Genomic DNA, 12,154 nt, shown 5'->3' with positions numbered 1-12,154 from the left:
CGCCGTTATACTCGCCAGATTGTTCGAGGACCACCATGATTTCATTACCGATCGATGCCGTGCTGCCTGCTTTGCGCCAAGCCCTGGAAAAACGTGACGAAGCTGTGCTCGAAGCGCCACCCGGCGCCGGCAAGACCACCCGCGTGCCGCTGGCGCTGCTGAACGAGCCGTGGCTTGCCGGGCAGACCATCCTCATGCTCGAACCGCGGCGCCTGGCGGCGCGTGCGGCAGCCGAACGGCTGGCGAGTGAACTGGGCGAGCAGGTGGGTGAAACGGTGGGATACCGCATCCGCCTGGACAGCAAGGTGGGGCCGAAAACCCGTATCGAGGTGGTGACCGAAGGCATTCTGACCCGCCGCCTGCAAGCCGACCCGGCGCTGGAAGGCGTGGGCCTGCTGATCTTTGACGAATTCCACGTTTTGTCACTTTCACTGAAAAACCCCAATATCTTGTCAAAAAGCAGGGCATTCCCCTCCCTCCACTGAGCTCCTTCCAGGACATCTCCCTAGGGGCCCCATCCTCTTTTTCCTTCCTTAAGCAACCTCGGTGCGATTCCAAATCCCACCCCCGGTAGGTGCCACGATCTCAAACCCAACCCACCCAACCACGTCGACCACAGCCACCCCCGACGCCCTCCAGACCCATCCCACCCAACCACACCATCACCCCTCCAACCATCGCAATCCGCTCGATTTCCAAGCATCATCAGCACATCCAAAATTCATCACCAGGACAGTGCATGAGCGGGCCGAAATCCAAGCCAAAAAACAGCGCAAAGAAGAAAGCCAAAGCCGCTCCAAAGCGCGACAACTTCCTAGGAACGACAACACAGAAGCTTCGTGATAGCGCTGGAAACGTGTGTTCTTTCCCGGGCTGCTACGTACATACCCATGGCGCGAAATCGAACGGAGAGGGCACTGTAGGCATTGGTGTCGCATGCCACATTAAAGCTGCTGCACCAGGCGGCCCACGATACGATGAGCACCAGTCCCCAGAAGATCGCAAGCACTTCGACAATGGCATCTGGATGTGCCAAACACATTCGAAGCTCATTGATGCTGACGAGTCCCCCTACAGTGTTAAAACGCTGCTCCAGTGGAAGCGCGATGCCGAGGCTAGATCCAACTCCCTCCTGAACCAAAAGAGCTTCACTGAGAAAGAAGTTAAAGCAGCTGCGGGTAAAGAATCAGCCGATCTGCTCCATCGATTTATTAACAGATCCGATGATCCGCTCCAAACACCGGTTGCGGAAATAATGAAGGGCTACGAATCTAACCTGGCCAACCTCGATCCGCGATTCACCGTCGAAGTGAATAAAATTGGAAGTGCTTTCACGCATTTGATCAGGGCAGTTGATGAAGACGTTAACGTCAACCTCGTCATCGAAGACGTAGATAAAATTGAAGGGTATTTGGCAGCCGAAAAGGCCTTCCTAGAAGAGGGTCGGGAACTGACCATTTCTGGTGCGCATTTTAAAATTGAAGGTTCCAAGCTGTTCGAAGCATTCCATAGCGGCATCAAGGGGATTGAACAAGCAGTGCTGACTATGTCGGCTCCTAGAAAGGAAGCTCGCGCGACTCTTTTTGTCAGAACCCCTGAGGGCCATGAAACCGTATTGGATGTGTTCCCTTGTTACTACTATTCTGGCTCACTTCGGACAGTGTTTGAAGGTAGTGCTTTCGATGGTTTCTTTAAGGTCAAAGCGTACTGCTCTCACGAAGGGCGAGATGCCAAGTTCGACTTGTTGTTCAATCTCGAGGCGTGGGTCGGGAAAAATATTCTTAATCTTCCCCGGTTTCAAAAACTCGCCAATGCTGCCAAGCTTTTAGATACAGGGCGGTTCGTAATTGAAATCGAAATTGCCGAGAATGCGAGCACATTCAGTTCGCAAGCCAACTCGCACAATGAGGTTTTACACGCGCAGGTACAGTTTTTAATTGACTACATCGGTTTTGCCAGGGCAATTGCACAAAGGTGCGCTGAGCCTCTGATAATTAAGAATACCATGCTGAACCCGGCTACATATAAGCTCCTAAGAAATTATGCTCGACTAGGAAGTGGTTCGATTGAACGTGCCCTACAGCCTACGAGGATATGTGTCGGGCCATTCGCGTATCATGAAGGTGCCTCTTTCGAAGAGATTGATAATAATCCTGGCGGGAAGATAATTCGGATTGCCGAAGGAGAAGGTCAGAAGTTTGAGGTTTTCGGTAGCATAATTCAGGTGCCGCGGGTTGTGAGGTTGTATTCGAAAGTTGAATATGTGTTTTATACTGAGATTGATGGCGAGCGAAATTCAAAAGTCGAAGTCCACGCTACATCGGATACCACGCTCTCGACTTTCTTAGAAGATAGTGATGTTTGGAGCGTTTGCCAGGAGGTGGACATTACTCCAGCTAGTCTAGAGCAGCAGGAGTCGCAGAGCTAAGGGCACAAGAGCCAAGCCGGCGTTGCCGGATGAGCGACTGCAAAATATGACGTGGCCCGACACAGCGTGACGGCGGCGACAAGAGAGTTTTTGCCACCAAAGCGCTCAGAGTTTGATCCCCTCTGCTCAACGTGGGGGCTGATCCTGAAGCCACTCGCGTGTAAGTGGGAAGGACACGATTGCTGCTGTAAGTGAGCGGGGCGCGTCGCCTTACGGGGCGGATGAGTGCATGGATGACAGAAACAAGAAAGCCACCTTTCGGTGGCCTTCAAGCAAGCTGCTAGCGCGTCGCAGTGATGGGGTACTGAGCGGCTAGCGGTGCTCGACTACAGTTACCAGGTCGAGCGAGCCGATGCCTTTCTCGACAACGTTCTTCGCCTTCTCCAGCATAGAAGCCCTAAGCTCTTCACGAGACATACGGCTATTGTAAATCTTCGCGAAAGCTTTGTTCTTCCGAGCATTGGAGACCTCAACTGCTACGTCACCTGTAGTCACAGTAACGTCTTCAGTTCTGGCAAGTTCGGTCATTTTAACTAGCCTCCATGTCGTTAGTTTCACGGTATAAGAATATCATATCATGCAAATACGCGCAAATTGGTTGCAATAACTGTACAAATTGTGCGTTACGGCTATCACCCATAAGGATGTTCGCTTTGTTGTTGTAGATATTTAAGCATCCAATTGGGTGTGGGATCCCTTCACCATTATTACGAGAAACTAATGGAATGGAAAGAATGGACGTAGCGTAGCGGTGAGAGTTGTAATAACGGGAGATGGTGGTTTTATAGTGTTCAGTTATATGCGAATTTTGCAGCGCTTCATCATCTAGCCACTGCTTGAAGTGTGTCCGAGAGTCTTCGATATATTGAGATGCCATGGTCGAGACCGCTACAGGCCCGCCGGGTAGGTTCGGGTGCGATTTGGCGTGATCCGACGCATCCATTTTGAACGGGAAGCAAATCGGCACGATATCGGTGTCCGGCTTTGCCAAAACCTGGGCGCCGACCAAGGTTGAGAGCTCAAGGTCTGTGATGTGTAGGATGCCGTCTGCGTTATCCAAGCGAGCATCGATGTTGGAGTTGAACAGGAAGAAGGGGCTGTCGTTTACCTGCTCCGAGTACTCCCTGCGGATGAGATCCTTGTCTTCCTCAATCATCATGATGTTGGCCCTGTACGTTTCGGAGGGCGCACTGTCCCAGTTCTGTGCCAAGACCAGGATCTTCGTGAGCATCATGCGGATGTCGCCTGCGAGACCTTTACGGGTCAACGGCGGCGCACCTTCTTCCAGTAGGCCCTCGTAAAGCTGCCGAATGTCGATCATCGCGTCGCTATAGGCGGCGAGAAACTGCTTGGGCGGCATGGTGGTCAGGCGATCCTGTAGCTCTTTTTCCTTCTTCCGGGTTGAGGTGACGACCCCTACCTCACGTAAGAACACCAAGATGACTGCGGCGATGGAGAGCTGAATGGACGGCCACAGGTAGTCTGTTGCGAAGAACTCGGGCCAGGTGTGTACGGCGGTGTACTCGTTTTTGATGTCGCCGCTCATCACCGAGATCATCGCGGCGCTGCCGATAGTGAGGAACGCGATGATCATGGATCCCCAGCTCGTTCCTACGAGCATGCACGTACCCAAGAAGATCTTCTTGATGAAGGCGCCAGTCCAACACAAAAACGTCTTTGCCCGGCCCCACATTTTCCGCAGCATTTCCTGCCAATCGTCCACGATTCAGTCCTACGTTGAGCCGTTGCAAATGGCCGATTAGGCCATATCCCTTTCATTTCCAGCGTCTACACATAGCCGCATGAAGAGCAGCCCTGAAGCCGCGCTCGTGCCGCTATCACAATTTCGGGCACCGGCAGTGATACTCCCAGATCAGCCAATTTCGAACCAATCATCGGATATCTTAAATGGCTGAAACCTGCAGGATAGACAGCTTATTCTAGTTAATCGGTGGCCTGCTGATCGTCGTTCACAGAGCAAGTGAATTGACGATGCAGGCCGCTGTAATACCATGGCGTGATATTTAATTGCCTTCACAAGGAAAAGTACATGGCATCACGTTGCGTAGGGCTGGTCATCACCGCGAGTGACGTAACAGTTGTAGACACCACTATTCCGGACGAGCCGGATGCCCCGCTCATCCTGAACAGGGATGAGACCTGGAAGCTCGCGGGGGGCGATCGTGCGAAAGCCTATGAAACGCTGTTCCACCGCTGTGCGGGCTACATCCAGCAGAACGGTGTAGATCAGATCGTTATCAAGGCCAGTGCTCTTCCTCAGGGTGGCGGCGGGAATGGCATTCTGGACGGTGCAGAATTGCGGGGTGTGATCATGTGCGCCGCTGCGTCCGCATGTGCGACCCGTGTACTGGAAAAGGGCTGGATAAGCAGAACCTACAAGCGAAAGGTTGATGAAGTCCTGAAGGATGACGACTTCTGGGAGGAGCAGCTCGATGGAGCCAAGCTGCGTAAGGGGAGCCGCGAGGCCGCCATGTTGGTAGTCGCCCACAGGAATCGGCCATGAGTAGTGTTGTTCCGGCGCTGCAAATCATTAGGAGGCTGGGCAACGGCCACTTCGGTGAGGTTTTCTTGGGCAAGTGCGGCGTCCATGGGGATGTCGCGGTTAAGGTTCTTTCCCGTAAGCCCGAGCATGACGACGCGACGTGGGTGGTTACAAAGGAGGGGTTCCTGGCCGAAGCCAAACACCTGTCGACCGCTTCGCATCGGAATGTCGTGCAGGTCTACGGCATTGAGGATCTCGGCACCAGCATCCGTTTCACCATGGCGTACTGCTCGGGCGGTTCGCTGCAGACGCCGTATGAGCAAGGGCCGATGACACTGTCCCGTGTTCACAAAGTGGCGACGGACGTGTTGATTGGGCTTGGCGCGTTGCATGGCAAGAGCATGCTGCACCGGGACATCAAGCCGGGGAACATTCTGCTTGATCAGGCAGGTTTGGCGAAGTTGGGTGACTTTGGTCTTGTCACGGATGACCTGCTGCTCGGCTACGGCTCTGCTGCTGGGTATCGGGATCACATTGCCTTTGAGGTCTGGCAGGGAGCGAACACGAGTGTCAAAACTGACATCTGGGCCCTAGGCATGACCTTGTTCCGGCTGTTGCATGGCGAAGCTTGGTACGTTCTTCAAAACGAGGCACCGGGCGACATAGTGCATGAAGGTGGACTCGTTGATCGCTTGCGCTGGCTGCCGCATGTGCCTAAGACTTGGCGCCGCGTCATCCGCAAGATGCTCGCCGATGATCCGTCTGCGCGGTATGCAACGACGGGTGAAGTTCTCAACGCTATATCAGCTCTGCCGACCCAGCCATCCTGGGAGACCACTGTTACGCCGGATTTGGTGCGGTGGGAGCTACCGGCCCCCAAGCGCACAAAGGTCGTAGAGTGGAAGCTGCATTCGGAGCGGCGCCATGAGTGGAAGGCATGGAGCCAGCCACTTGGGGCAGGCCGCGTGATGACCCTCAAGCAATCGCCAGGCGTCATAGGCCGCAAGCAGGTCGACCGAGAGCTGGAAAGCTACTTCAGCGAATAGAGGAATCGCCAGCGGAACTCAGCCAGCGGCAATGCGCGATCGTCGCGGGAGCAGATAACCGTCCACAAAGTCGGCAGCGCTCAGTGGCTTGGTTTGGAAATGAGCTTGAGCAACGGCCCTGCGCTGGTCGGCGCAGTTCGGGCAACACGTGGTGACCGCATCGATGCCTTCTGCCGGGTGCCATATGGCTCCGCAGAATGTGCATCGAGGCGACGTAAGCCTCAGGTTGGGAAGCCGCTTGCTCATTCGAATCCTTACTGTCGCGGTAGCGACGAACGTGGGCATTGTGGGCGTGCTTTTTCGGCGGCAAAGCTTATACGAGATCAATCCATTTGGCCTACGTATTCGCCGAAAGGTCATGCTGAACTGATGGTTCATACCACTACTGTATACATGAACAGTCTTGGTGCCTAGAGGTCATTACAAAATCGGAAACGCACTTTAGTGTCGAATTGCGCGCAGCGTTCACCAAGAGGTTTAGCAGATAAACGGAGGAGCGCACGGTTGAACATATGCTGCTGTCGAGGGAGAGCGATGCCCCGACTTTTCTCACTTGACCGTGGTTTCGCCGACAACGGCTCTACTCAGGGGCGCTGGTCGCTGAGCTATCCGTCCTTCGCATCTATCCCCTGACGAACCTTTGTATACTGCGCGCCTGTCGCAGGAGTCCACATGAGTTCGTTGCCAATCAATGCCGCGCTGCCGGCCCTTCTTGATGCCCTCCAAGAGCGAGATGAAGTGGTGCTCCAAGCACCGCCAGGCGCCGGTAAGACGACTCGCGTCCCGCTCGCTTTACTCGATGAGCCGTGGCTGCAAGGCCAGACGGTCATCATGCTCGAACCACGCCGTCTTGCAGCGCGCGCTGCTGCCGAACGAATGGCTGGAGAACTCGGTGAGAAGGTTGGCGAGACCGTGGGCTACCGCATCCGCCTGGACAGCAAGGTCGGGCCGAAGACGCGAATCGAAGTGGTCACTGAAGGTATCCTCACGCGCCGACTACAAAGCGACCCGGCGCTCGAAGGCGTGGGCTTAGTGATCTTCGACGAGTTCCACTTGAGAAACCTCGATGCCGATCTTGCCTTGGCACTCACGCTCAATGGCCGTGAACTGTTCCGTGACGATGCGCCGCTGAAGGTGTTGCTGATGTCGGCAACACTGGAAGGTGAGCGGCTGTCGCGTTTGCTGAATGACGCTCCGATCGTAACGAGCGAGGGAAGAATGTTCCCGGTCACCACCATCTGGAACAAACCGCAGCAACCGGGTGAGTACATCGAGCCTCGGGTCATCAGCGCATGCCTAGACGCCCTCACCGATCAGGCCGGGAGTCTTCTGGTTTTCCTTCCCGGCCAGGCCGAAATTCGCCGCGTGTTGTCAGGGCTTGAGGAAGCGCTCCATGCCTCACCGTCGTTACAGAAAAACACGCTGCTTTGCCCCCTGCACGGTGAGCTTGATCTGAATCAGCAGCGAGCTGCAATCGATCCGGCACCGCCAGGCATGCGCAAGGTGGTGCTGGCCACGAACATCGCAGAGACCAGTGTGACCATCGACGGTGTGCGTGTGGTCATCGATGCGGGTCTTGAGCGTGTTCCGCGTTTTGACCCTCGCAGTGGCATGACCCGGCTGGATACTCAGCGGATATCCAAGGCCAGTGCCACCCAACGAGCGGGGCGTGCCGGTCGACTGGAGCCTGGTGCCTGCTACCGACTCTGGTCTGAAACTCAGCACGACCAGATGGCGGGTTTCAGCTCGCCCGAAATTCAACAAGCGGATCTCACAGGTCTAGCCCTGCAGCTGGCTAAATGGGGCGTACAGCCGAGCGAGCTGACTTGGCTGGATGCGCCACCTGCTGCTGCATACGCCCAAGCAAACGACTTGCTTCGACGCCTTCGCGCCTTGCAACCAGATGGGCAATTGACTAAGCACGGCCAAGCGATGGCCGAGTTGCCGAGTCATCCACGGATCGCGCATTTGCTGCTGCGTGGTCATGAGCTTGGTCTGGCTGAAACCGCGTGCAACATAGCAGCGTTGCTCGGCGAGCGCGATATTCAGCGTGGCGGTGGGGCAGACCTACATAGTCGTTTGGCCATACTCTCTGGTGAGCAACGTGCGCAACGGGGAGAGCAAGGTGGTGTTCAACGTGTGAAGCAACTCGCCAGGCAATATCGGTCATTCTTGCGCGGCTCAGCATCGCAACCAGTCGCTGATTCAGACCACCCGAGGTGGGTGGGCTGCCTACTTGCTTTGGCCTATCCCGACCGGGTCGCGCAACAACGTCGTGCCGGTGGGGCTGAATACCGATTGGCGAATGGTCGGGCAGCTATGTTCACCGAGACCGATGCCCTGATGAAGCATTCTTGGCTGGTGATCGCCGACCTGGGCAGCCGGCAAGGCCAACGTGAAGAGCGGATTTACCTCGCTGCCGACCTGGATGAAGCTTTGTTTGATACGGTCTTGAAAGACCAGGTCAGCCAGGTGGATGAACTTGATTGGGATGAACGGGAGGGGGCACTCCGCGCTGAGCGACAAGTGAAAGTAGGGGAGTTGGTTCTGTCCCGCGCGCCGCTGACAAACCTTGGTGATGAAGCGCGCGTTCAGGCGTTGCTCAACTACGTACGGCGAAAAGGCCTGGAGCTTTTGCCGTGGACACCTGAGCTCCGTCAGTGGCAGGCGAGGGTCGAATTGCTGCGCGTGCTTGATGAGGAAGCTGGTAGCAAAAGTGAGTGGCCTGACTTACGTGATGAGTCATTGCTGCAGTCGCTGGAGGATTGGTTGGGGCCTTACGTTGGGAAGGTGACCCGCCTCAGTCATTTTGGCCAACTTGACCTGTCCAGCATCATTCGCAACTTGTTGCCCTGGCCTCTGCCACAACAGTTAGACACACAGGCGCCTCAGACGATTGCAGTACCCTCGGGATCGAACATCCGTGTGGACTATGGTGAGCGTCCCCCTGTACTTGCCGTGAGGCTACAGGAACTCTTCGGGCAAGCGGATACGCCGCGCATTGCTAATGGTCGCCAAGTGCTCAAGCTGCACTTGCTATCGCCTGCTCGCCGACCGGTTCAGGTTACTCAAGACTTGGCGAACTTCTGGGCTTCCACTTACGTTGAGGTGAAGAAGGATTTGAAGGGTAGGTACCCCAAGCATTTCTGGCCTGACGATCCCCTTGTCGCACAAGCAACTGCAAGAGCTAAGCCTAGGGGGACATGATCTAGATGTGAGGCATGACCACGTCTCAATGTCGCATACGTTAAGTGGCGGTCGACCTATAGCGTTTCCGCCATCTTACGTCACTGATCTGCAACTGGCATGTGCCAGAACTTGTGGACTGTGGAATATGGCATTTCCAGCTTCACTGAGGTCTCTTTTTGAGTGAGGCCCTCTGCCTTGCAGTCGAGGATTGCTTGAATTCTGTCTGGTGGGATTGGCGGCTTACCTGATTTCGCTGCGATCAATGCTTTACCCGAGAATTGCGCAGGCAGGCTTTCCATCACACGCATCTCACCCAGCTTGCCCAGCTCCGCCCAGAGGTGGGTCATAAACTCTTCGAGTGATTCCTGGCGTTCGTAGGAGGCGGCAGCGGCGAGGAGTGCCACCGAATCGACGTCCAAGCGCTTACTGATGTCTTCGAGCATCTCGAGGCTGATATTGGATTTCGCGTGCTCGATCTTGTGCAAATGACTAGGCTCCACCGTGGAGGCGAGCTGTTCTTGGGATAGGCCACGAGCGGCACGCGTGGTGCGAAGGACTGCTGCCAGAGTGTATCGCGTTGGCATGGGAGAGCTTCCCGCAAAGGGAAGCATAAGGCCACACTGAAAATTCTACATCCACGTACTATAGGCAGTGAATGTGGAATGGTGATATGGTGGTCTCACTAGCTCCCACAGATGACTTGCGTTCTGCATGGACATTTGCTGCTGGGCGAAAAGTTGTCAATATATATGAATTGTTTCTGGGCGAAGTTCTAGCTAGTTGCCCCGATTGATAGGTGGAGTGTGTTGTGCTGGTCACCCAAAGAACCGAACTTCGAGGGCAGTTTTTAGCTCTGGACAGCCTGAATCTGTTTTGGGATTCAGCAAGTCTCAATCCTGATTGCTATTACTTTGTCGTTGAAGGAAGTGGCTTCGTGAATGGATGCCTAGGCCCGACTGTACGCTTGGTGTCGAGCGTTGAGGGGGTTGACTCCCTGTGCAAAGGGGATGCGGTGGATTTCCTGAGTGTCAATCGAGTTCATCTGCTCGCTCCCCCGGCGATGACCAATCAATCAGAGTTTTCGATGAAGCTGCTTTCCGAGATTCGGATCAAGGATGGTACCCAGCCGACCCCGGTTTACGAATTTGTCACGTCTGATGGACACGTCTACTCGAGCGCGAGAGGTTGATTCATGGCGGTCACGTTGGATGAGGTTACAGAGTTTCTTTACGGCGGCGGCGAGGTTGTCCATGGTTGGACTGACGATAGAGGAGAGCTGGTTCAAGCAGCAGAGCAGCGCTTTCCAGGAAAAGCGTTTTGCTTGGTGAAGCGTTGGATCATCGTTGAGATTCCCGCGAATGAGGTTGAGCCGTTGCCGGACGGGATCGCGCCGATGATTGTGCTCGCTCATGAGGTCATTTACGACAGCCAAGGACGGTTCGTACCTGGCAGCTGGGTGCGTTCCACGTACGCGATCTCCCATGAGCATCCATCTATGTTTGAGACTCGCAATACGGTCTATCTGCTTGTCGGCGACGGATACAAGAAGCAAGCCTCGCTCGAGATGGTTCTGTCATTTCGTCCTTGAACATTGCATATTTTGCAGCCCGGTCGTCCTTCGGACTGGCCCGGGAGTAGCGACGCTACCCTATGGAGCGCGGTATGAAGATTGCGGTGTACTCGGATTTGCACAATGAGTTTTCGGCGTTCGATCCAGCTAAGCTGGACGTCGAGCTGGTCGTGCTCGCGGGTGACATCTCTGTGCGCGGTCAAGGCGTCGAGTGGGCGAACGCGGCGTTTGACTGTCCAGTGATCTACGTCCCTGGTAATCACGAGTTCTACCGGGGGCACTTAGACCGCACGCTGACGAAGATGCAACAGGCGGCAGCTGGGCATGTTCATGTTCTGGATAACCAGACACTGATCGTTGGTGATGTGAGATTTTTAGCGGCGACGGGGTGGACAGATTTTACGTCCACAGGGGATTACCGCGTAGCGATGTCGTTGTGCTGGGAGTGGATGAGCGACTTCACCCAGATCCGAATCGGCGAGGGCTTTAGAAAGCTTCGCCCTGTCGATCTCATCGCTCGCAACATTTGTGCGCGGGACTTTCTGGCTACGGAGTTGGCTAAGGACTTCGGTGGCAAGACGGTCGTCGTCACGCATCATTGCCCGATTGAAGAGGTCTCTGGTGATGGTCATGAGGGCCACCTCGGTGCTGCGTACTTCAACCAGTGGGGTGACCTAGTTTCGCAGGCTGATGCCTGGATCTTCGGCCATACCCATTACGCGGTCGACACGGTCGTTTCGGGATGTCGGCTCATATCGAACCCCAGAGGGTATCCAGGTGAAAAGACCGGCTTTGTACCGGACTTCATCATTGAAATCTAAGCACCTCTAGGAGCGAAAGCTCTCAGAGGGGTGTTGAATTGGACGCAGGAGCGCAAGAACTCATGACAGATGAGATCATCAGGTACCCAGGTGAAGAACCATCGATTCTTCAGCTCACGCGCATCATACAAGCGATGGCTCAGCAGTATCCTGTGCCGATCACTGCCTATCTGAGCGACGTTGAAATTTCGAATGATTGCGCAGTGGGGGTCGTGGTTGGTCAAATCGTTTCAGGGCTTATTGAAAAGCGCACAGGGGCATATTTGCTAACGACCACGCCGATCTTCTCGTTGAATAGGGTAGGGCGCTTCTGGGTGGTTCATACAAAGGCAGGAAATTTTGTTCTGACTTCATTCAAGCGCGGAGCGGGCAGGAAAAGTCTTCGAGCATTCATTACAAGCGCAGACCAACCTGACGCTTCGCCAACGAGCGAGCCAGGCGCCTTTGCGGGCGCCTGAAAGATCGAATATACGGATCAGGTGAGCGTCGCGAGGAGAGTACGCAAAAAATCCTGACGGCGATGAATCGAGCTAAGGAAACTCCGAACAAGTTGCCCATCAGCCGGAAATGGGCGGCTTGGGGACGCCGAAAAGACCG

General features: G+C 55.1%; 11 protein-coding genes and 1 pseudogene. 9 read left to right on the top strand and 3 right to left on the bottom strand.

The window, feature by feature from the left end; translation table 11 throughout:
• Positions 1-35: 35 nt before the first annotated feature.
• Both WF331_RS02040 and WF331_RS02035 read left to right on the top strand, forming a co-directional pair.
• Positions 36-428: pseudogene (locus WF331_RS02040) on the top strand (DEAD/DEAH box helicase); the annotation flags it as partial.
• A 311-nt stretch (positions 429-739) separates the two neighbouring features.
• Positions 740-2,428: a hypothetical protein gene (locus tag WF331_RS02035; protein WP_340622620.1), complete on the top strand. Its 1,689-nt coding sequence runs from the start codon at positions 740-742 to the stop codon at positions 2,426-2,428.
• Between the two features lie 312 nt (positions 2,429-2,740).
• Here WF331_RS02035 and WF331_RS02030 read toward each other — a convergent pair whose 3' ends face one another.
• Positions 2,741-2,956, bottom strand: coding sequence for a hypothetical protein (locus WF331_RS02030; protein ID WP_028697843.1), 216 nt, complete (start codon positions 2,954-2,956; stop codon positions 2,741-2,743).
• Position 2,957: 1 nt separating this feature from the next.
• Positions 2,958-4,151, bottom strand: a complete 1,194-nt coding sequence (locus tag WF331_RS02025; RefSeq protein ID WP_340622619.1) for a hypothetical protein — start codon at positions 4,149-4,151, stop codon at positions 2,958-2,960.
• A gap of 327 nt (positions 4,152-4,478) precedes the next feature.
• Here WF331_RS02025 and WF331_RS02020 point away from each other — a divergent pair, with 327 nt between their 5' ends.
• The 3 genes from WF331_RS02020 (at position 4,479) to hrpB (ending at position 9,184) form a co-directional block, all read left to right on the top strand.
• On the top strand, positions 4,479-4,952 hold the full coding sequence (locus WF331_RS02020) for a hypothetical protein (RefSeq protein WP_340622618.1): 474 nt from the start codon (positions 4,479-4,481) through the stop codon (positions 4,950-4,952).
• The gene (locus WF331_RS02015; protein ID WP_340622617.1) at positions 4,949-5,977 is read left to right on the top strand and encodes a serine/threonine-protein kinase; all 1,029 of its coding nucleotides are present in this window, start codon (positions 4,949-4,951) and stop codon (positions 5,975-5,977) included. The genes WF331_RS02020 and WF331_RS02015 overlap by 4 nt, the downstream gene beginning before the upstream one ends.
• Before the next feature lie 672 nt (positions 5,978-6,649).
• Positions 6,650-9,184, top strand: a complete 2,535-nt coding sequence (gene hrpB / locus WF331_RS02010; RefSeq protein WP_340622616.1) for an ATP-dependent helicase HrpB — start codon at positions 6,650-6,652, stop codon at positions 9,182-9,184.
• An 80-nt stretch (positions 9,185-9,264) separates the two neighbouring features.
• On the opposite strand, the gene WF331_RS02005 is transcribed toward hrpB, so the two are convergent.
• A complete protein-coding gene (locus WF331_RS02005; protein WP_340622615.1) occupies positions 9,265-9,750 on the bottom strand; it encodes a helix-turn-helix domain-containing protein in 486 nt (161 codons plus the stop codon).
• A 224-nt stretch (positions 9,751-9,974) separates the two neighbouring features.
• On the opposite strand from WF331_RS02005, the gene WF331_RS02000 reads away from it, so the two are divergent.
• From WF331_RS02000 to WF331_RS01985, 4 genes are all read left to right on the top strand, one after another.
• Entirely contained in the window at positions 9,975-10,355 is a 381-nt protein-coding gene (locus WF331_RS02000) for a hypothetical protein (protein WP_340622614.1), read from the top strand.
• Between the two features lie 3 nt (positions 10,356-10,358).
• On the top strand, positions 10,359-10,754 hold the full coding sequence (locus tag WF331_RS01995; protein WP_340622613.1) for a DUF6957 family protein: 396 nt from the start codon (positions 10,359-10,361) through the stop codon (positions 10,752-10,754).
• A 74-nt stretch (positions 10,755-10,828) separates the two neighbouring features.
• The gene (locus tag WF331_RS01990; RefSeq protein WP_340622612.1) at positions 10,829-11,557 is read left to right on the top strand and encodes a metallophosphoesterase; all 729 of its coding nucleotides are present in this window, start codon (positions 10,829-10,831) and stop codon (positions 11,555-11,557) included.
• A gap of 62 nt (positions 11,558-11,619) precedes the next feature.
• Complete coding sequence (locus WF331_RS01985) at positions 11,620-12,015, top strand: hypothetical protein (protein WP_340622611.1); 396 nt, start codon at positions 11,620-11,622, stop codon at positions 12,013-12,015.
• Positions 12,016-12,154: the final 139 nt, after the last annotated feature.

This window comes from Pseudomonas sp. YNh, from assembly GCF_037993085.1.
Classification (GTDB): domain Bacteria; phylum Pseudomonadota; class Gammaproteobacteria; order Pseudomonadales; family Pseudomonadaceae; genus Aquipseudomonas; species Aquipseudomonas putida.
The sequence above is the reverse complement of the archived record's forward strand: the minus strand, read 5'-3'. Positions and strand labels throughout refer to the sequence as shown.